General features: G+C 42.2%; 17 protein-coding genes. 4 read left to right on the top strand and 13 right to left on the bottom strand.

What is annotated here, in order from left to right:
- The first annotated feature begins 71 nt into the window (after nt 1–71).
- The 3 genes from BM375_RS05830 (at nt 72) to BM375_RS05820 (ending at nt 5,310) form a co-directional block, all read left to right on the top strand.
- Nucleotides 72–1,955 (top strand): alpha-L-fucosidase, encoded by a 1,884-nt coding sequence (locus BM375_RS05830; RefSeq protein ID WP_093364386.1) that lies wholly within the window; start codon nt 72–74, stop codon nt 1,953–1,955.
- Nucleotides 1,956–1,958: 3 nt separating this feature from the next.
- The gene (locus BM375_RS05825; RefSeq protein ID WP_093364385.1) at nt 1,959–4,283 is read left to right on the top strand and encodes a glycoside hydrolase family 95 protein; all 2,325 of its coding nucleotides are present in this window, start codon (nt 1,959–1,961) and stop codon (nt 4,281–4,283) included.
- A 394-nt stretch (nt 4,284–4,677) separates the two neighbouring features.
- Nucleotides 4,678–5,310: a hypothetical protein gene (locus BM375_RS05820; protein ID WP_093364383.1), complete on the top strand. Its 633-nt coding sequence runs from the start codon at nt 4,678–4,680 to the stop codon at nt 5,308–5,310.
- A 97-nt stretch (nt 5,311–5,407) separates the two neighbouring features.
- On the opposite strand, the gene BM375_RS05815 is transcribed toward BM375_RS05820, so the two are convergent.
- The 10 genes from BM375_RS05815 to BM375_RS05770 all read right to left on the bottom strand — a co-directional run bounded on the left by BM375_RS05815 (nt 5,408) and on the right by BM375_RS05770 (nt 17,919).
- The gene (locus BM375_RS05815; protein WP_244525835.1) at nt 5,408–6,400 is read right to left on the bottom strand and encodes an FAD:protein FMN transferase; all 993 of its coding nucleotides are present in this window, start codon (nt 6,398–6,400) and stop codon (nt 5,408–5,410) included.
- Nucleotides 6,391–8,592, bottom strand: a complete 2,202-nt coding sequence (locus tag BM375_RS05810) for a PepSY domain-containing protein (RefSeq protein WP_093364380.1) — start codon at nt 8,590–8,592, stop codon at nt 6,391–6,393. The genes BM375_RS05815 and BM375_RS05810 overlap by 10 nt, the downstream gene beginning before the upstream one ends.
- Before the next feature lie 10 nt (nt 8,593–8,602).
- Nucleotides 8,603–9,088, bottom strand: a complete 486-nt coding sequence (locus BM375_RS05805) for a DUF2271 domain-containing protein (protein ID WP_093364379.1) — start codon at nt 9,086–9,088, stop codon at nt 8,603–8,605.
- A gap of 134 nt (nt 9,089–9,222) precedes the next feature.
- Complete coding sequence (locus BM375_RS05800) at nt 9,223–10,728, bottom strand: ankyrin repeat domain-containing protein (protein WP_093364377.1); 1,506 nt, start codon at nt 10,726–10,728, stop codon at nt 9,223–9,225.
- A 126-nt stretch (nt 10,729–10,854) separates the two neighbouring features.
- On the bottom strand, nt 10,855–13,665 hold the full coding sequence (locus tag BM375_RS05795; protein WP_139227510.1) for a hypothetical protein: 2,811 nt from the start codon (nt 13,663–13,665) through the stop codon (nt 10,855–10,857).
- 17 nt (nt 13,666–13,682) lie between these two features.
- Complete coding sequence (locus BM375_RS05790; protein WP_093364374.1) at nt 13,683–14,750, bottom strand: hypothetical protein; 1,068 nt, start codon at nt 14,748–14,750, stop codon at nt 13,683–13,685.
- The gene (locus tag BM375_RS05785; protein ID WP_093364373.1) at nt 14,737–15,549 is read right to left on the bottom strand and encodes a fimbrial biogenesis chaperone; all 813 of its coding nucleotides are present in this window, start codon (nt 15,547–15,549) and stop codon (nt 14,737–14,739) included. Before BM375_RS05785 ends, BM375_RS05790 begins: the two co-directional genes overlap by 14 nt.
- A 109-nt stretch (nt 15,550–15,658) precedes the next feature.
- Nucleotides 15,659–16,246 carry a hypothetical protein gene (locus tag BM375_RS05780; RefSeq protein ID WP_093364371.1) on the bottom strand — a complete coding sequence of 196 codons (588 nt, stop codon included), beginning with the start codon at nt 16,244–16,246 and terminating at the stop codon, nt 15,659–15,661.
- A 186-nt stretch (nt 16,247–16,432) separates the two neighbouring features.
- Nucleotides 16,433–16,975, bottom strand: coding sequence for a hypothetical protein (locus BM375_RS05775; protein WP_093364370.1), 543 nt, complete (start codon nt 16,973–16,975; stop codon nt 16,433–16,435).
- Nucleotides 16,976–17,067: 92 nt separating this feature from the next.
- A complete protein-coding gene (locus BM375_RS05770) occupies nt 17,068–17,919 on the bottom strand; it encodes a helix-turn-helix domain-containing protein (RefSeq protein ID WP_093364368.1) in 852 nt (283 codons plus the stop codon).
- A 441-nt stretch (nt 17,920–18,360) separates the two neighbouring features.
- Here BM375_RS05770 and BM375_RS05760 point away from each other — a divergent pair, with 441 nt between their 5' ends.
- Nucleotides 18,361–18,591 (top strand): hypothetical protein, encoded by a 231-nt coding sequence (locus BM375_RS05760; protein WP_093364365.1) that lies wholly within the window; start codon nt 18,361–18,363, stop codon nt 18,589–18,591.
- A 143-nt stretch (nt 18,592–18,734) separates the two neighbouring features.
- Here BM375_RS05760 and BM375_RS05755 read toward each other — a convergent pair whose 3' ends face one another.
- From BM375_RS05755 to BM375_RS05745, 3 genes are all read right to left on the bottom strand, one after another.
- Nucleotides 18,735–19,757, bottom strand: a complete 1,023-nt coding sequence (locus tag BM375_RS05755; protein ID WP_093364364.1) for a cytochrome-c peroxidase — start codon at nt 19,755–19,757, stop codon at nt 18,735–18,737.
- A gap of 69 nt (nt 19,758–19,826) precedes the next feature.
- Nucleotides 19,827–20,684, bottom strand: a complete 858-nt coding sequence (locus BM375_RS05750) for an MbnP family protein (protein ID WP_093364362.1) — start codon at nt 20,682–20,684, stop codon at nt 19,827–19,829.
- Between the two features lie 174 nt (nt 20,685–20,858).
- Complete coding sequence (locus BM375_RS05745) at nt 20,859–21,224, bottom strand: hypothetical protein (protein ID WP_093364361.1); 366 nt, start codon at nt 21,222–21,224, stop codon at nt 20,859–20,861.
- Nucleotides 21,225–21,226 lie beyond the last annotated feature (2 nt).

Here is a 21,226-nt window from a genome sequence, read left to right as displayed (position 1 = left end):
CTCATGTATTCTCAAGTCTATAACATCGTTTTAAAAAAAAATCCTATTTTCACTCTTATATTTTTATTGCAATGAAAAAATCGAACTTATTTCTTTTATCACTTTTATTTCCGGCTGTTGTCTTTGGACAGCCCGAACCGGAGCCTTATGGAGCCTTACCGTCGGAGCGTCAGTTACGCTGGCATGAAATGGAAACATACTGTTTAATCCACTATACACCTACCACTTTTCAAAATAAAGAATGGGGATTTGGTGATGCCGATCCGCAAATTTTCAACCCACGTAAATTTGATACGAACCAGATTGCCAAAGCGGCAGCTGCTGGAGGGTTCAAAGGGCTGGTTTCTGTTGCAAAGCACCATGACGGATTCTGTTTATGGCCAACTGCAACGACTACTTACAGTATTGCCAGTACGCCATGGAAAGGAGGAAAGGGGGATATGGTACGTGAGTTTATGGAAGCGACACATGCCCATGGAATGAAATTCGGCGTGTATTTATCTGCATGGGATAGAAATGATACACGTTACGGGACGCACGCTTACGCGGAGGCTTATCGCGAACAGTTGACCGAATTGATGACACAGTATGGTGAGCTGTTCACGTCCTGGCATGACGGAGCGAATGGTGGTGACGGTTATTATGGAGGTAAAAAAGAAAAACGTACGATAGATCGCTCTACATATTATGAGTGGCACGAGAAAACCTGGCCTATTGTGCGCAAGTATCAGCCAAATGCCATGATATTTTCGGATGTAGGTCCGGATATGCGTTGGGTAGGGAATGAAGAAGGTTTTGCTGCCGAAACAAGTTGGGCAACGATTACGCCAAAGGGCCAGGATGGTTTTAAGCCTGTCCCGGGATTGGTTGATGATTCTAATCTGACTACCGGAGACCGAGGAGGTGAGTTCTGGATTCCGGCGGAGTGTGATGTGCCGCAGAGACCGGGTTGGTTCTACCATCCTGAGCAGGACGAACGCGTGAAAACACCAGACCAGCTTTTTGATATTTACCTTAAATCAGTAGGTCGGGGCGCAAATATGAATTTAGGCCTGGCGCCTATGCCAGATGGCTATCTGCATGAAAATGATGTGAAATCATTGGAATATTTCGGGCGTAAACTGGAAAAAACGTTCCAAACCAATTTAGCTGCAGGGGCGACGATTACAGCTTCCAATGTGCGCGCTAATTCGGACAGATTCAGCACGCAGTTTGTGTTGGATGATGATCGTTATTCTTATTATGCTTCGGATGATGCGGTGCTCAATCCTACTTTGGAAATCACGTTGCCTAAAGCACAGGAATTTGATATTATCCGCTTGCGTGAAAATATCAAACTTGGACAACGCTTAGATAGTGTTGCGGTGGAGGTTTTCGAAAATGGTTCATGGAAACCTTTAGCGCAGGCTACGAGTATTGGTGCAAATAGGCTTATCCGTCTGGAACAACCGGTAACGGCAACCAAATTACGGGTACAGCTTTTTGCACCTGTAGCTCCTACATTGAGTGATTTTGGATTGTTCAAGGAATTTAAGGAAGATTTCAAATTCGATAAAACCGTGCCGGCCAAAGTGAAGCTGTCTGCCAAGGATTTTAAACTGCAAGATAAATCTTTTGCTAAAGCTGTCGATGGCAATGCACAAACATTTGCTGAAGGCACAAAAGGAAGCGAAGGCGTTGTCTTTGAGTTGAAAAAAGCAGTTTCAGCAATAGGCTATCTACCGCGTCAGGATGGTCAGAAGGACGGTATGATAACCAAATTTACCTTGCTGATCAGCGATAATAACAAAGATTGGCAGCCTTATCGTGAAGGAGAATTTTCGAATATTCAGGCGAATCCGATTGAGCAAGTGATTTATTTTGGAGAACCTTTGCAGACAAAATATATCAAATTTGTTTCGGATGAATCTGTAGGTCAGTTGTTTACTGCTGCTGAGATTACTTTATATCAATAAAATATGAAAAGACTATTGATGTGTTGTTGGTTAGGTGTTTTGTGGTCAATTTCGGCGATTGCACAAGACCTTACATTATGGTATGATAAACCGGCTCTCCGTTGGGAAGAGTCGGTGCCTTTGGGCAACGGGCTGATCGGTATGATGCCAAATGGAAATGTACAGGACGAATCCATCGTGTTGAATGAGATTTCGATGTGGTCGGGGAGTCCGCAGTATCCCAATAATGACCAGGCGCATCTATATGTTGAGGAGATTCAGAAATTACTGTTTGAGGGGAAGAATGACCTGGCAGAAGCATTGGTCAACAAGCATTTTGTTTGTAAAGGACAAGGTTCAGGACATGGTAACGGCGCGAATGTTCCCTATGGTTGTTTCCAGAATTTCGGTTTTCTTAATTTCTTGCATTTTATAGAAGGAACAGCTACTAATTATAGACGGACACTGGATTTGTCTTCTGCCAAAGCGACCACCTCTTTTGATGTTGATGGGACTACTTTTCTTCGGGAATATTTCACCTCTTTTGATAAAAATGTTGGTGTGGTTAGATTGTCGTCTAATAAAAAACAATCCATCTCCTTTGCCCTGCATTTTTATCGGGAAGAAAATGTGCAGGATATGCAAGTGCAAGGTGATGAAATATGGCTACAGGGCAACTTGCCTGATGGAAAAGGTGGTAAAGGATTATCCTTTGCAGGAGGTGTAAAAGTCGTGGCTAAAGGAGGAACAAAACAGATCTACGACCATCAGATTATTATCAAAGAAGCAGACGAAGTGCTGGTTTATTTCAGCGGTAGTACCGATTATTATGGGCATGACCCGCTGGAAGAAGTCAAAAATACTTTAGTAAAAGTCGGTCCTTATCAGGCAATGGAGGGAGCACATAAAAAACGCTATCAGCCGTTGTTTGAAAGAGTGTCATTGCATATGGTGGACGAACAACCCAAAAACCACTTGCCGACGGATCTTCGGATTGCTCAATTTTATGAAAATCCTTTGCAGGATAACGGAATGGCGGTACTTTATTACCAGTTTGGACGGTATCTCACGCTGTCAAGCACCGCTCCGGAAGTAGCTAAAGCTTTGCCGCCGAACCTTCAGGGACTGTGGGCGCATCAGATTCAAACGCCATGGAACGGCGATTACCACTTAAATATCAATGCCCAGATGAACCATTGGGGTGTAGAAGTGGGTAACTTGTCTGAATATCATAAACCCTTTATCAACCTGATTAAACGGATTGCCAAAGAGGGTGAACAGACTGCAAAAGCGTATTACAATGCTCCAGGCTGGGTCGTGTATATGATGACCAACGTGTGGGGCTATTCTGCTCCGGGCGAGCAGGCTTCATGGGGAGCAAGTACGGCTTCGGGATGGTTGTGCAACCATTTGTGGGAACATTATCAGTTTACACAGGACACAACCTATTTGGCAGAAATCTATCCTCTGTTAAAGGGAGCTGCTCAATTTTATCAAGCTACTTTGGTTAAAGATCCGAAAACAGGATGGTTGGTCACTTCGCCATCTGTTTCTCCTGAAAATGCCTTTAAGCTGCCAAACGGCACAACGGCTTCTGTGGTTATGGGACCTACGATTGATAATCAGATCATCAGGGAACTCTACCAAGCCATAATAGCTTCCAATGAAATATTGAAGTTGCAAGATGATTTTGCGCTAACCTTGTCGAAAGATCTGAAACAAATTCCCCCAGCAGTCATTGTTAGCCCATCGGGGCGTGTGCAGGAATGGTTGGAAGATTATGAGGAAGTCGAGCTTCAACATCGGCATGTGTCGCATTTATATGGGTTATATCCTGCTAATTTTATTTCACCGATCACAACATCGGACTGGGCTGATGCGGCTCGCAAAACTTTAGAAGTACGTGGCGATGAAGGTACGGGATGGTCACGCGCATGGAAGATTCTCTTCTGGGCAAGATTGCATGATGGCGATCATGCTTTGGAAATCCTGCGACAGTTGCTAAAGCCAGCCTTTAAAAATGAAGTCACTTATGAAGGTGTGGGTGCTGGAACATATCCTAATTTGTTTTGTGCGCATCCTCCATTCCAGATTGATGGTAATTTTGGTGGTGCAGCAGGTATTGCCGAGATGCTATTGCAATCCCACGATGGCTATATCCACCTTTTGCCAGCGCTACCTACAGGCTGGAAGGATGGTGAAGTCAAAGGCTTAAAAGCCCGAGGCAATATTGCTGTAGATATTGTTTGGAAAGACGGAAAGGTTGTAGATTATAAAGTTGATGGAAAAAAGGGAGAAATGGTAAAGATTATCGTCAACGATGTTATGAAAAGAGTAGAAGTTTTATAGTTTTCTATTCCCCCCACCGCCAATCTGTACACGTACGCGTGAGAGACTGTTTAAATTTCTGTTTTTGCTCCACTTCCTTCGCCATAGTCCTCGTCAGAGCCGAGACACAGCGGGGCATGGCCAGCGGTATTTTGTGAGGATAAATAGCCTAAGTTTTCAACCTTAATAAATCTTGCAAGGGAATCCAAAGACTTGCTTCTATTGATTTATAAACTAGAGTATCTATTTATATAGTATTTATAGGGATATAATAGGGAGTTAATAGGGGTTTAGTAGGGGTATATCCCTACTAAATCCCTACTAATACTAAATAATACTTAATTAATATCCCTATAAATGGATAATTTTCTTATATTTAAAGCAGATTGAGTTGTTAATTAATTATAAACAGATAATGGCTATACAGAAAGATGGGCCTAATGGTCCAGTCATTGGAAAATTTGGGGTACATTATGGTTATATGCTAAATGGGCAAAATATTATTCGTGGCCCTCGACGCCCCAATAGTAAGAAGCCTTCGCCTGCTATGTTACTCAATCGGGAGAAAATGAAAGTGGCTAACGCATTTACAAGGATGTTAATCCCCATTTTCCGTTATGGGTATAAAAATCTAGCACCTAAAGGAAGTAGAGTAGGAGCTGTACAGCAGGCGCAAGCACAAGTTTTCAAAGAATGTATTGAAATCAATGAGGAAGGCAGACCTTATGTAAATCCAGAGAAAATATTGGTTTTTAGAGGAGATCTACCGCCCTTGCATACTTGTTCCGTAGAGAGGAGAGGTGACTTATTGCATTTTCAATGGACTCCCCCTTCTGGTCTTTTGGGCGCATCCTACAAGATCAATATTCTATTGCATGAAGAGACGTATAATGCAGACCTAAAGATTGGTGTTGCGGAAGTAAATGCAGGAAAATGTGAAGTTCCTATGATAGGTATGACAAAAGGTCCCTTACATGTGTATGTTGGAATCATTGAAGGGTATACCGGACAAATGTCCGATTCGGTTTATCTTGGCATAGTGGAATAGTACTAATGAATACCCGTTGACGATTTTCATCTGATGTAGAGGTTAATATAGGTTATAAATAATCGTAATCTGGTTTTATTGGCATTCGGCAGAGGGCCTACCGAATGACCTTTCCTCTATCTGTGATAAAGATATACCGATATTCTGAGAATTGCTGAAGCAGCTGTTTACCTTTTTTAGCGCCTAATACCATAATGGACGTGCTGAGGGCATTCGCAAACTCGGCGGATGGACCATAGATGGTGACACTGGTCAGACCTGTGGAAGGGTAACCGGTCTTGGGGTCAATGATATGAGCATAGCGTTTGCCATCAATTTCGGCATACTTCTCATAACTGCCGGAAGTGGCAACCGCACCCTCACGGATTTTTAGGATTTTAACCATCTTGTGGAGGCGGAAAGGATTGTTGACACCGATAGCCCAAGGCTTGCCGTCTGTTTGTTCTCCCCAGGAAGCCAAATCGCCCGAGGCATTGACGATACCGCCCTCTACACCTAGTTTTCGTAGAAATTCCCGCCCTTTATCGGCTGCATAGCCTTTCCCGATTGAACCGAACCCGATTTTCATGCCGGTATGTTTTAGGAAGATGCTTTGTTCGACAGAATCAAGGATAATATTTTCAAAACCTACTTTAGCTACGGATTGTCGGATGGCTTCTTCAGTGGGCATCTCGGTCATGCTACCATCGAATACCCACACTTTATCCAAAGCTACAATACTGATGTCGAAAGCACCATCACTCATTTTTGAGTAGGTTAAAGCCCGTTTTGTTAAATCAAATACTTCTGCATCAACCCGAACAGGACGTATACCTGCATTGCGATTTACTGCAGAAATTTGCGTTTCTGGTCGCCATTCGGAAATCAGGTTTTCGATGCGTTCCATCTCTGCGATGGCCATGTCGATATGTTCATTCGCCTGTAGACTATCTTTATCAATAACTGTAAACTCAAACACTGAACCCATCAACATCGCCTGTCGTTGTACCTGAACCTGCGCTTGAGCAAAAAGAGTAAGTGATAACAAGCATAGGGCAACGAATATTATCCGTAACCAATGTAGGCCATATGGGAGTTGGGTTAATAACAATCCGTTAAAATCTGATTTTGTTCTTTATAATGACGTAAAGGTTTGTTATAGCGTTGCTGTGTCATATTATCCAATACTGCTTCGACATCATGTTGCATATTCAGCGAGCCACAAATCATGATAACTCCTCCTTTTTCAAGCTGTTCGGTAAAGAAATCTGCATCTCTGCGGATTAAATCCATCACATATTGGGAAGTCTGTTCGCGAGAAAAGGCAAACTGACAACTGTGGAGTTGTTTTTTGTTGATATGTGCCGTTGCAAATTCCTGATACTGTTTTGCAAGGCTATTGTTATAGCGAAAACCTACGTAGAGGTATAGCGGCAATTGCTGGTTATTTTCCATGACCATGCCCAAGAACGGGGCAATACCTGTACCATTGGCAATCATCATCACGGATGGAACTTGTTTCGGAAGATGAAAATTAGGGTTTGCCAATACCCGTCCTTCGATAATCTGATTTTCTGTTAAATCATGGAGATAACCGGAACCTAAACCTTGTGGATGAAGCTTGACCATTAATTGTATACACCCATCATTGCCGCCGATGGAATAGAAACGTTCTCGGTTATCATTGGCAGGATAGACGGTCAACAAATCGCCGGATTGGAATTTGACTTTGGAGATCGGTTTCAGGAGAACCTTGAATGTTGAATTTTCGTCCGTTACCACTGTTTTTTCAACCACTTTGAGTTTCTGTAACCCAGCTACTTTTTCGCTGTATAGAGTAGGGGCAGTAGCCAAAGGAATCAATGATTTCTCGGTCCATGCCGTTGCCCATTGTACAAATTCATCAGTGGATTTATCATTGACGGTGTATAGGTCGAGGTAACGATTGGCCCAGGATTGCTGTGCGAGTAATTTGTCAACAGTTTCGGCATAACCACAGAAGTCGGTATAGGATTTGGAACCAAACCCAACCACACTGAAATGTACGGGCTGCGATTGAGGAAATTGAGCTACCAGCTTTTCAAACTGTAATGCATTGGTTGGTGCTGTTCCCTGACCAAAAGTTGATGTGAACACGAGTAGACGCTCTGCCTGCGGAAAAATACGATATTGGTTCATCTCGGTGAGGTGAGCCGTTTTTCCGTCCGCCAATAACTGTTTGAGGATCTGGTTGGCAAAGAACAGTGTCGAACCATTTTCTGAACCGACCAAAAGAATAATCTGTGCTTCTTCAGCTTTGTACTTGTTTTTTACCTTGGTACGCGTACGCTTAAACGTAATAACAAAACCGGTATAGATAAAGAAAACGATATTCAGGGATGCGATCCCCAGGATAATAGCCCAAAGTATGTTGGTACGACCGGTATGTAGGTTGAGGTTCAGTTTTTCCAATACCTCTGTATAGGCAAAGTGGGTTTCTTCAACAGGTGCACCGCTTATCTGGTTGATGGTCACTGTACGATCCCGAAGCTTTAGAACGAAAAATTCGTCCGGGTCATCAGGCATGAAAGGAAATTCCAGTTTTTCAATATCCACCAGTTTGGTCTCCTTAAAAATCGGAAATTCCTCAACGGGTATAATTTCACCTTCTACCTCTTCTGCCAAGGGATGTTCCACGTTTTCGGTAGGCTTTGGAATTAAGTTCAATCGTATCATAAACAGATACGTGCCGGTTAATGCAATGATGAAAATAGGGATAAGCAAGAGTCGTCCGCTGACGACATGGAAGTACTGTGCAAAGAAATCTTTGTTGATTTTATCAAAGAAATGACGAATGCCTTGCTGGCGTTTTATGATGAGAACTAAACCAACAATGGTGATGAGCATCAGCAAAAAAGAAACTGCGCCAATAATAATACGTCCGGGTGTTTTGAGGAACAAGGAACGGTGCAGAGCAGTAGTCCATTGTATGAAATCACTTTTGGTCTGCAATTCGCCAAGCACTTCACCTGTGGTAGGGTTAATATAACCTTGTACCATGTTCCCTTCTTCATCCATTGCATCGATACTGACGAACTGGTTATGGTCTACGCTGATTTCGATGATTTCGGGATAAACCTCGCGCAAGGTTGGTACAACTTGCGCGAGGGTAATATTTTCTGTTTCTGTTACACGAAAGGGCGGTGTTTTTTCGTAGATGGCATCGACTGCCAGAATAACACCTGTAACAGCAAGAATCAGTAGAAATAAGGAAGATATGATGGCTAAAGCCAAGTGGGCATACCTCCAGATGGATAAAGTCATTTCTTCGTTTTTACTGAGCCTTGTTTAGTTTAACGAAACGGATATACCCTTTGCCATCGGTTTTGGCTGTTACGCCATCCGTGGTCAACGGAATTTCTACATCGGTCGTAAAATATTTTTGCTCTTCAACAGCGGATTCAAAGCGTAGCTTATAACCTTTGTTGAATTTGCTATTGTCGATTTCCAAGGTACGTACGGCACGGTCACCGCCACCAACAGAGGCTCCGGTCACAGTCGTGATTTTCTCCTTCGTTTTGGTTTGGAACTTATACCAGTCTTTTAGCGTGTTGTACCATTGTTTGTCGGGTCCCAACATTGCCAATGTTTTCTCGTATTCGCCTTTTGGATTAATCAAAGAAATAACCACATAGGCTTTTTCACCGGTGTAGGCATTCATTTGCAACATACATTTGTACTTGCTGCTTTGTGCAAAAGTACTGTTGGCAAAGAATCCTAAAAAAAATATAATTGCTAAAAATTTTAAAGATAGTTTCATTGTTATGTTTAAGTTATGAAAGCGGTTTAAAAAAAGTAAACCGTTGTCGTCATTGCGAGGAACGAAGCAATCTGACAATATAAAAAAGCACAGATTGCTTCGTCGCTTCTCCTCGCAATGACGTGCTTTTTACTTTATTTCAAAAAGTCAATAGCTACCTGATTCTCTTTCAAGAAATCATTGTCACTTGCCAAGTCGTAAGCGGTTTCCTCAAACTCTGTTTTTAAGTCTTTTTTTGCTCCTAAAGCAACCAATGCTTTCAAAGTTACATCGTCTTTTGCGATCAATGCAGCTTTGTGTAGCGCTGTTGTGCCTTCATTGTCCTGCGCATTAATATCTACGCCTAATTCAGCAGCTTTCTTAATCATGTCTGCGCTTTCTCTCACTACTGCTAAATGGAATAAGGTGCTTCCGTCTTGTTGTGGTGCAGCAATATCCAATCCATTACTTTTAAGAACAGCTAATTTATCTGCAAAATCATCACCTTGTGGTGCTGCTCCTTGTGGTCCGCCTGGTCTGCCTTCTCTGTAAGAGTTGAACCAATAGTAAGCCAGATTATGACCATCTTTATTTACGACATTGATGTCAGCCCCATTTTTCAACAACAATTCTACTACAGCAGCAGAACTTCCGGCAACAGCTTTAGTTAATGCTGATTCACCTTTGTCGTTTAAAGCATTGATATTGTTTGTTTTCGCAATCAATGTTTCTAACAATTGTACATCACGCCCGCTTGCGGCATTGATTAATACCGTATTGCCTTCGTTGTCGGCTTTATTCACATCCACTCCTTGTGATAAGAAATAGTTGATGATCTCGCCATTGTTTGGACGGCGTACCAAGGGATGTAAAATGGTGGAACCATCTTTTTTGTAGATAGCCTTAGGGTCTAATTTTAGTGTTTCGACTAAATATTGGTATGTCTCTATACCGTTAGCGGGACCACGGCCACTTTGTGTAGCAAAGAAAAGCGCATTGTTGGTAGGTTTGATGCCTTTAGTCATCAATTTTTCCATCAATGCTTTGTTACCCAACTTAGCGGCGTAATCTACAGCAGTACTGCCGTACTCATCTTTATCCTGAAGTGATAAACCCTTGGAGATGAGGTAATCCGTTATCTTTAAATCGTTGTCACGGGATATAGCTAATAAAAGCAAGGAAGCCCCATCCTCATATGTTTGTTTCGGATCTATACCTGCATTAAATAGAATGTCATAGATGGCGGTATTGGTAACTCCGTTTGTTGCTGCGCTTGCAATAACAGAACGGCCATGGCTATCGGAAAGATGTACATCTGAGCCTTTTTCGACTAAGTAACTCACTAAATCCGCGTTTCCCGTTCCTGTCGCCCAGTGTAAATAAGATGCACTGTGGTGTGTTTTTTTGAAAACACCGTTGCCTTCTTGTTCAACCATAAACTTGATTACATCTAAAGATGCTCCATTAAGAATAGCTCTAGAAGTCGGATCCCAAGATGCAGCATCTGCTTGTGATGGACTATTGCCTTGGGCAATTTCGGCTTTTACTTGTTCTACAGTTGGATTTGTCTTCCAGAAGTCAGGTGACATCAAGCTATTCTGTTGTGCCGAGCCGTAAAAAGAGGCGCCAAGTAACAAGGCTAACAGTTGGATCTTTTTCATATTTTTAGAACTCTTTATTTATACTAAATCTAAATTGCGGCTAAGTTAGTAAAAAACTGCATACAAGTGAAAAATAATTGAAATTGTCTTCGGTTAATTATACTAAATGGAGGGATAATGAAATTTTTAAGTGCCGAAACGCTTAACCTCTGCTTGTTTGGCTTTTACCTCTAATTCGAAAGGGGAAATGTCATGTACTTTCCCGATTTCAATACGAACAGGGCGTATATTGTGCTGAATGAAGATATGCTGCGCTAATTTAGTTTCATCCAGGTAAATGTCATAATCACCCGAAGGCAGTTTCAAACTATATTCACCAAATTCATTGGTATGTGTATGGAAAAGTTGACCTTCTTGGTTTCTGGCGATGATGGCGTAATTGCTCAATGATAAATCCGCTTCCATACTGCGCGCAGGGTCATACTGTATAAGCACTTTTCCGCGCAGGGTACCGACCTGTTGTAATGGAACCTGGATTTGAACCTTCCGTGAGGCTACTGTAATGGTTTGGGAAACGGCCTGATAGTTGTCCCGTAGTGGAGAAAACACCTGATATTGTCCGTATGGAACTTTCTTAAACGTTACGTTCCCTTTTTTATCGGTATTGAACATCACATTGTTGATGAGCAGCGTATAAGCCGGTGCGGGCTGATCGCCTTCGTCGTAGCGTCCGTTGTGGTTCGTGTCATAGAAGCAAAAAACATGGATGTCGCCCTCTTTTACCGGTTGTTTGTCCATAGGCTGGCTGCGAAGGTTTTGCCGAACCCCCAGTTGCAGGTTATTATATGAATAGCGATAGCCGGTGATGCCTTCTGTGAGTGTATATTGGAAATGAGCCGTTGCTATTGTGTTACGTGGTAATCGCCAGTTAAGATTGAGGTTTCCGCCATAGCTGTTGCCAAAGCTTTTGGACAGATTTCCCATTAGCTGGCTGCTCCATTGTAGCCTTTGTTGGAAAAGATGACCCAGGTAGGAAGAGCCTAAAGTATAGCGGTCACACAATGGGATATGAAAAAATAGGCTGTTGTACAGCTCATATATCTGGAAAGTGCCGGTCTGATAGGAGCCATAGACATTCCACGCACCCCAGTTATAGGTCATGTTGGTACGCAAGGCAAAATTGTTGGAAGGCGCCCCGACGAGATTGACAAAACCGACTTCTGTATTGGCAAAAAGGCTATGCTTCAAGTTCGGCGAACGGAAATTAATAATGCTGCCGAGCTGCCAGGCTTGTTTGGAAACCTGTGCAGATTCTGTTCCGTAGATAAAGGTCCCGGACTCCCGCTGGTAATTAGGCTGGAGTGTAAGGGACAGTAGTCTTGACAAGGGATGAAAAACAGTGACATCAATGCGCTCATTGCTGTTATCCATCGGCTGGAAACGTGGGTTGACAAACTTGGGTGAGAAGTTGAAATATTGATACCCAGCACTTAGGTTTGTGCTGTTAAATCGCCTGCTGATGCGCTGAACAAATTGAAGCATACCGCGCCTGTTGCCTGTAAAATAAGGACTGCTATAGAAGTTGTCGCTGTCAAAAAGCCATTTTCCAAGTTGAGTGTTAAGCTTTAATCCCAATGCGGCAGAAGGTTGGCTGATGGAGTTTTGGTTGCTGTTATAGTAGGCTACGCCACCCGCAACAAACCCCTGTAGACGGGTGCGCTCGCTCTGTTGTTTTCCTAATATATCGAATCGGTTGGAAAACAGGAGATTGGTGGTGCTGTCAAATGCTGAATAGTCGTAATATAATAAGCCGTCATATGACTTGCTCTCGGGATGTTCCTGCGCTAATTGCGTGCGTAGATATGCTGTCACTCCCGGGCTGACTGCACCATTATAAAGTCCCAGCAGGTCTGCTGATTTTTCAACTACACCAACTGTATATTGATTAAAATTTGCCGTGTCTTTAAAAGATAGCTTGACTCCCCGACCAAACACCGAAGCTTCGGTATTTTCCTGTATATTACCTAAGGTAATCTCGGTATTGTTCCTTTCATATTGGAGGAATGTATTGTTGATGTTGGGCGAGTTATGGAAATTGCCAAACTGATTGATATTGAGCTGATAGTTCAGTTTTCCATGCGCAGCCCAATAGCTACCTTGTGAGCGCAGATAATAGTTGGGATTTTGCGATAAGGCGTTGGTCATCATCAGCTCTACGTAATTGCGGTTATAGGATAGTGACTGGATCGGTATCGCAGATAAGTTCTGGTAATTTCGTGAGGAAGTCAGGTTGTTAAATGACAGCGTCAGATTACCAAATACATCATCGTTGGCATAGATGCCCGCCACATGGAGATTGTATTGCGGTAGGTTCATCATGTATTTTTCGACAACAAAACTATACTGAATCAGGCTATCTGCTCCTGCGGGTAATTGGATTGGGATAATCTGAAATTCTCTTTTGCCGATGCGGTCAGGTGTGGAAAGAACCAGCCGAATATCTTCATCGGTCGAACCATTGTTATTAACCTGTATCCGGATACGGATGGAATCGCCCACCTGCTTGAAGAACTGTATTTCTGAATGGTTTTGCAGGGTGAGGTGCCGTTTCTCCGGGACATTCAGGCGCACGCTTTTGGATAGAACTTCCGTGCCGTCGTTTTGGTGGAGGATGAACCGGACAGCTTGTCCTTGCATGCCCGCGATTTGGTTTACTTTGAAGCGTAGCGTCATGAAGCGCTTTTTGCCCCTTTGGACTTCAACGGGAATCCTTTCTGGGCTTATTGTACTAAGGCCTTGGGGAGCTTTTACTTCCCAATAACCCTGAAAATCACTCTCCGATAGGTTGCTCAATCCTAAATCGATTGAAAGTAATGTCCCTTCGACCACCTGTTGCTCAGGGGCAGTGGCCTCCATCGCGTACGGCTGCGCATGGCTACTGATAGCCCAAAAGACACTTAACAGGCAATAAAGTATACGAATACTTGTGGTGGACATTCCCTCTATATTTTAGATTATCGAGGAATTAATAAGTACATCAGTGAAACGGAGTAAGATCCTGGTTTCACAAGCCGAAGCTGCTCCCGCGTCAATGCGGCTTTGTAATCCATGTGAAAATACTGCGGTTTTTTTTGACTATCGCCTTGTCCTACCAAAGCAATTTGTTCGTTTGTAGAAAACTTGAGAAACGGATTTTGTGTGATAGGCCGAGCTCCGTTACCTGGCATAAGCTGAACCCCTACGGTTGATAATTCCATGGTTTGACCTTCGGTGCCTAAAAACTCTGGTGATAATGCTTTGAGCCGAACTTTATATCCGGTTTTGGCATTGATTTTTAATGCATCGTTTAACCGTGTGCTCACGCCTTCCTGATAATCTTGCTGTGTGCGGAATAAAAGGTTGACAATGTTGGCATCGCTAAGTACACTGATGCTGAAATCGGGTTCTACGTCAACGAGTTCACCATCCCGCAATTTGGGTTGTATGGCTAAGGTATATGTCTTGTTAAAGGTGGCCAAGACACGCCCCTGTCCATCATACAAGGTGAAGAGTAAGGGAATATCGTATTGTATAAGAGTATAAATGTTGGTGTTTTTGTAATCATCCAAGTATTTGCCACCATCAACTCTAAATGTAAAGTTTAGGTTGGCATATTTATAATCATTATGAGCTACCTGTATGGGGTACTGAGCATTTTGGATCATATATATTGACTCACTTGGCTTTAGATATATGGGGTTTCGATTTGCTGCGATACTGTTTAGGTTGATCTCCTGATTATCATCAGTAGTAAAACGAAAACTGATTTTCTCCGCTGGAAATGGAAGTCCAGAGACATTATTGCCCCATTTTGGGGTAATTGGTTGAAGTAAACGTACGATGACGGACCAATTGGGGTAGTATACTTGCATACCTTTGTACCCTAACCGTATGCGGTTGAAACTTTCACTTGTTTCTATACCCAGATAGGATTCCAAAGAAACATATCCCCCACTGATGGTTTCGAACTCTATCTGTGCCTTGACCGAAGGAGTCAGGCCAATAAAATAGCTTATGCAGAACAAGTATCTAATCGTTTTCATGTTTAAAGATTAATTCACCGATTTTGATGCGGTTGTTGTCGCCATAGCTCATGACAACAGATGCAAGATATTCACCTGCTTGTAGATCTTTGGGTAAGGCGATGTAATGTTTACGCTTATCGTGTGGAAGACAAAAGAAATTTTGTTTTTCCAGACGTATTTTATCCCCACTATCCTGATTTAACAACTCTACAGTAATTTCACCTTCTAGCCATACGTTGCCCGTCGCTTCAAAGGAGGCCTCTAAGAAACTGGAAGTACTGTCTTGAGGTAAATAACGGAGGTTCTGTATTTCAAGATCGGGATTGTTTCTGTCGGGAAAACGGTGATATACTTTAACCCCTGAACGTACAGCTACACGGATATTGGCGCCATCACGGTCTTGACCTTCCTTAGGGTTGAGCTGTGTGACAAATAGCATGGCTGTATGAACAGGTGTAGCATCGGTATACACGAAAGCAGAGGGAACCTGCAGGTTTACGGTTAACTGTTTGGTTTCACCAGGGTTCAACATAAAAAATGGTTCCGATACAGATATCCACTCCGCACAACTGTTGGACAAAGTGCCAGCTTGTGCCAATACATTATCGCCGTATTCTGAGTATTCCCAATCTTGAAAGGAGACTGACAGTTCAAGAGTGTAGTCTTTGCTGGGATTGGTCACTTCTAACAATTCACTTTGATTCTGTCCGCTATTGGCAGTAAAGTATAGACGCGGAGGTCCTACAGTTAAACCCGTCTGTGCTTGGGCAAAATGAAGGAAGAAAAGACTGTAAAGGAAAAATGTAATGTGTTTCATGTTGATAGTAAATACGTATACAACGAAGGTAGGGGCATTTCGTGCGAAAAGCAAGTATCGGCTTATACAATACTTGCTTTTCACACAATAAATGTTGATATATTAACCTTTATGGAGTAGTTATTGTGTAGGTTACTGTCGTTGTATAACGAGCTGCAGCACCATTAGGCCCCATTAGATTAGCAATCTGTTCTGTGTTTAACTGTTCAGCACGATAGGTTACTGCAAGTTCTTGATTAAGAACGGAACCGCTGGAACCATTACCCCCGCCATTGTAATACATTTCTTGTTTACCGTTCAACTCGCTGATCTTCCTTTCTTGACCATCGTTAATTCGTACTTTCACCAATTCCCCACTCATAGTCTCTGCTCCTTCTCCTACAGATCTGTTTAAGTTTTGGTTGGCTACTTGTGCGTGAACCTTGTATCCAGAACCAATAGAACTTACTTTTAAGTGACTAGGGATGGTTTTGGTGATACCATTTGCATAATCGTTAGCATTTTTGTAGACTAAGTTTACCGCACCTGACTCTTCTAATTCTCCACCATCGTTAGGGATGTTAGGGTTTACTTCAATAGACAAAGTCGGTCTAAGAATAACATTTACTTTAACGTCAGCAGTAGTAGTAGAAGTTTGTGCTTGAATACCTGCTGTTGTGATAATAGCTAGTGCAAATGATAAGATTATTTTTTTCATGATTTTTGTTTGTTTTCTTTTTTACTGTCCAACGGGTACTTCCCGTTTGACGAGTGCAAAGGTGAAAAGAAAAGCAGGCGCAAAAAAGATGAAAAGGGGCAAAAAAAATATAATATTGCGCATAGCTGTAGTATTTTAACTACAGGCTTGTCGTTAGAAAGTAAAATAGAGTATTTTTTTACTGTTTTATCGGGTTTCTATACTGTAAAGTACGGTATTAGAGAATTGGGCTGCTTCTGTACTACTGATGTAGTCTAAGAAATATTCTTCTCCTGGGCCACGATAAGAAACATCGAATACTTTATTGAGAATAGGGCTACTGCTGGATATTATACTTTGATTCTCTGTGGTGATGGTTGCAGTTTGTAATTGTATACCACCATCAGGTTCTATTGGGATAGCAGTGACCTTGATTTGAGGAAGATACATGGTTTTTTCCACTTGTCCTGTCGTCTGCAGAAACTCGGGTTGAATAAACTGTACGTTCACTTCATAAGGGCCTGTTGCAGATACGGTAAGATGTTCTTTGTTTATAACCTCGACACCATTGCGATAATCCTCCAATGTATTATATGCTAAGGTGGTCGTCATCTGTTGTGGATTGACCGTAAGGTTCAGGACGGGTCTTAAAACGATGTTTAGGCTGACAGAAGTCTGTTGCGTATGCTCTTGGGCAGATAAAAAGAAAATAGAAAAAAATAATCCCAAAATAGCTATAAAACCTTTCATAAAAACCTCCTATTTCACCGTATGTCCTAAAGTTAAGAATTTTTGATGATATGCAAATGTATTATTTTGTGGGGAGAGAAAAATGAGTTTCATCATGTTTTAGTGGAGAGCCTATCAGGCTTTTTTCGCTGTTGTTTGCGAAATTCTTTTGGTGTTACCCTCATCTCCTTGGAAAAAAATGCGCTAAAGTTGTTCTCATCAAGAAATCCATATGAACGGCCGATTTCTTTGATGCTGAGTTCGCTGTATATTAATTCCCATTTGAGCTGGCTAACTATATATTCCGTAATCATATCCTTAGGTGTTTTATCCGTCACGTTATAAGTAGCTTTAGCTAAACGTTTACTCGTCATGTTCAACTTATCGGCATAGAACTTCACTGCACGACTTTTGTGGATGTGTTGTTTTATACTTTCCTTGAACAGATTGACGATTGTTTTATCCGCATCATCAAAGAAGTCAGGCATATTGGTAGACGCTTTGTGGATAGAGGTTTGTATGAGAGCCTGTTCCAATAAGTTACGGATTAACTGAAGGTATAGAGGATTGTCCATGTGCTGAAAAGCATCATATAAAAGACTGATGACATTCTGTACATAGCGGAGAAAATTATCGGGGACCTCTATGCTGCTATATGATCCTTCCGGAAACAGGCTGCTGCTTTGTAGGAAATCTGTGTCGTGATAACTCCGTATGTAAAATTCGTCGCTGAACTGCAAGATGTCTGTATCTTGCAGTTGTTCTGGTATGGACAAAAGACAACTGGGTGATATGAAGAGAAGAGAATGTGGAGGAAGGGAGGTGTCCTTTTTGTTCAAGGAAAGAACGGCTCCTTCGTTTCCTGTGAAAACCATGGTGTAACATTCCCTTCGAAGATGGTCTTTAGGCGCTGAGACATACTGGTTTAATTCACTAAACTTACATATAAAAAATGTTGTTGACATACAAAGTCATTTTGCTATTTTGGTAGATTAACCTGCCGGTCGTCGGCCGATTATAAAACAAATTACACACATACGAATATAACGTGTTTGGAGAAGAAATGGAAAAAAGGAGAGCCTTTTTTGTCAAAACGTGTAGTAAAGTGAAATGAATGACTATATTTGGTTCAACTAACGAATATTACGTGAACTTAATCATACAGATTAAATTGTATATATCTAAACTTGGGGCATTATGTATAATAACCCTGTTTTTTACCCCGGTAGAATATTCCTTTGCACAACAACTGGGAAATAACGCTGAAAGAACAGGTGTTTTTATGGAACAGCCCGTAGGGGGATTCAAAATATTGCTTTACCGTGACAAAAACAGCGATTTTTAAATTTTGGGGGTTCTTTTCGTGGTTCTTTTTAGACACTGCTATACACCCCATGTGATGCTCAATGATTGACGTAAATGTAGTGATTTCCGACAGTAGAAAACGAAGCAATCGGCTACATATTTTCTTAGCTGGCGAAAGAAAGAAGAAAGCTCCGCATGACACGAAAGAAATTCACCGTAAACAGCCCAAAGCGAGAACAGCCACGGCCAAGAGCGGTGGGGTTTCGCAGGCCACAAATGAGCGAGGGGAAATAACAAACAAAAAGGACAGCAAAGGTAACGGATACCGATAACTCCGCACGCATAATGCCCCAGCCCGTACCTCGCAGGGTCACCCGTTGGGACTTATAGTGCTTCGTTATCTTTTATCCGTTGGTAGAACAGCTTTCTTTTTTTCTGTTTTTTCTTTTAGATGTAGGTGATACTTACCGATAAGTCACTTGCCAACAAACGAACTATCGCTTAACGTTTTAATAAAGTCGATAATATCTTCTTTTTCCTGTTCGGTCATAGGAATTCTATTACCATTCTCTTTCAAAATGGGGTCAAGGTTATCAGCATACAAAACGCCATTGTCGAAATAATCCAAAACAGCTTTCAAGGTCGGAAATTGGCCAAAACTGCCGTACGGTGCGGTGTATTCGGCATTCCGCAAAGAGGGAACACGGAAACGCATCAAATCGTCGGGTACTCCTGTTACTCTCGCACGTCCTGCTTCTTCTGTGCTTGGGTTCAAGGGAAAACCTACATTTCTGAAACTTTGGTCAGTAAACAGTTCGGTACTGTGGCAACTTGCACATTTCATTTTAAACGTGTGATAGCCCCGTGCCTCGCTTTCCGTGAATGTCTCTCCCTCGTTTCGTTTAACTCTGTCGTATTTACTGCCAGCGGAGATTAGTGTATATTGATATTGTGAAAGGCTTCGGTAAATCCTATCGGGGGTAATGTCTTCATCGCCGAATACCTTTCTGAACAACTCTTTGTATTCGTATTCATTCCTCAATTTTCCAATCACTTCCAAAATAGAGGAGTTCATTTCTTCGTGCGTAATGATGGGAACTAAGGGCTGGCTTTCTAATGTAAGTTTGTTTCCATCCCAGTTGTAGAACTTCATAAATGCCAAATTTTGGATGGGTGGCGTATTCCGAAGTCCAACCCTGCCATAAATCCCTATGGCTTGGATGTTATTGTCGGCAAAAGCACTCGACCGGTTGTGGCAACTGGCACATGAAATCGTATTATTGCCACTGAATTTTTTCTCGTGGAATAATTTTTCGCCCAATTCCACACTGTATTTGGTGGGTCTATTCTTATCCGCCGACGGGTTCAGTGCCGGAAAGCCATAAGGTATCTTCAATGGTATTTCGGGGTTGTCGTAAGGCATTGGCTCAATATTATCCTCCTTGTTACAGGATAACAACAACAATAAGATGGATAATATGATGAGAACATTTTTCATGTATCTGAATAGTATAAATTGGAAAAAGAGCCACCGTTATCCGTAGATTTAGGTGGCTCTCTACCAATGTTAGTTATCTACGCTTTCAATAGAAAACATTCCCGTAATGTCACTGGTCCCGTCTCCACCCAAGTTGTCAACAAATTTGACCATATTGACGGCGGTATGGATGCTTGGCGTTGCGTTCCCTGCCCCCAACGTAATCGTATTGGTTTTTCCGCTCAACAGTTTGTCAAAATCCGCATTGATGGTAATCCGTGGCGCATTACTGCCGACAACGGCATTGTTCGGAAGTGTGAGGGTAATATCCCTGTAAGCATCGACCCCTTGCGTATAGGTATCAGGGTCGCCGTTTGTTCCCTCAACTGTGCTTCCGGTATGGATAGATAGCGTTTTGTTATCCGTGTCATAGAAACCCTCAATTTTCGTAAAACGATACCCTGTTCCCCATTCCCAATGCATTTCGGTATCGTTAGCACCTGCCTCCGCATAAAAATTGGGAAACCTTGCCTCGTCCAATGTATTCAGTTCGGGCTTTACGCCCAAACCGAATTTCAGCTGCCTGTATTCACCTACCGGAATATTGGTCAGCACATAATCCAAGGTCTGCGGTTTGGAATGGTTTACAACGGTTGCCCCCTTGTCCAAATCGTTGATATTGTAGGGGATTTCTGCACCGTCCGCTTTTACAAGACGGATATTACTTACCACATATTTCAATTCTGAAAAGTGGTGCGCTTGCCCCTCGGCCGAAGTATTCACCGTAGCCGTGGAAGATGTGGCATCCCCAAGCACGATAGCCGTATTCTTGAATGTGTTGTTGAAATGTAAGGTAATGTTATTGGCGACAGGATTGTCATCCTTACCGCAGGACACCAATGCCGATGAGGTAACGAACAATAGGAAGTATTTTGTTAATGTTTTCATCTTGTTATTATTTGTTTTTAAGTTGTAAGATGGAGCCTTTGATGATTAAAATAAATCATTGCACTTGATGTCTAATGATTATTTTAATCATGTCGGGTTCATTATGATATTTCTAAAAGTTAAATTCTTTTTCTTGATTTAGTATTACTTTTCAATAAGTACACGTATGATAAATTAGCCAATGGGCGGTGGTACAAAGATTTCCCTATAAGGCTCGGCATAGTGGATTGCTTTATACATTGGAATGTTGTTCCGCAGTTCAATGATTAAAATCTTTGTCTTAAATTCCGTGAGTGAAATAGGGAGCATATCAACCCGTTGGTAGATACCAATGGAAGCCGGGTCACTGTTCCCTGTATTCTGCAATTGCTTTTTCAGATGGCATGTTCCATGGCATTCCAGTTCGGGCTTGTTCTTGTTGACACAAAACTCCCGTTCTATTGCCTCTTGGTTCAGCTTAAAGTACATGACGATAATGGTTTGCTGAAACCCAACCAGCAAGGACAAGACCATCATCAGAACACTAAAAACCTGCTTCATCG

The sequence above is a fragment of the Sphingobacterium wenxiniae genome, assembly GCF_900116225.1.
GTDB classification, from domain to species: Bacteria; Bacteroidota; Bacteroidia; order Sphingobacteriales; family Sphingobacteriaceae; genus Sphingobacterium; species Sphingobacterium wenxiniae.
Note: the sequence above shows the minus strand (reverse complement) of the source record. Positions and strands in the feature narration are given on the sequence as shown.